Genomic DNA, 393 nt, shown 5'->3' on the forward strand with positions numbered 1-393 from the left:
GTATGGGATTCCCACGCCTCCGCCGAGATTGATAAATTCAAGGCGCACTCCCGCCTTTTCCTTTATCTCGACGGCAAGCTCGAAAAGCATTCTCGCGGTCTCGATGTGGTAGGGGGCGGAAAGCTCATTGGAGGCGACCATCGTGTGCAATGCAAAACGCTTTACTCCCTTTTCCTTCAAAAGAGAGTACCCGCTGATTAGCTGTTCGCGTGTAAGGCCGTACTTCGCCTCTTCGGGCTTGCCGATTATCGCGTTGCCTTCCTTTAACGGGCCGGGGTTGTAACGCATGGAAATTAATTCGGGCAAGCCCGCGGTTTTTTCCAAGTATTCGATGTGGGAAAAATCGTCCAGGTTGATGACGGCGTCCATTTTGAGTGCGGCCCTGTATACGCT

General features: G+C 52.7%; 1 pseudogene. It reads right to left on the reverse strand.

What is annotated here, in order from left to right:
* A pseudogene (locus tag ACYVTD_RS17570) lies at nucleotides 1-393 on the reverse strand (diaminopimelate decarboxylase); the annotation flags it as partial.

It is taken from the genome of Treponema sp. R6D11, assembly GCF_054786075.1.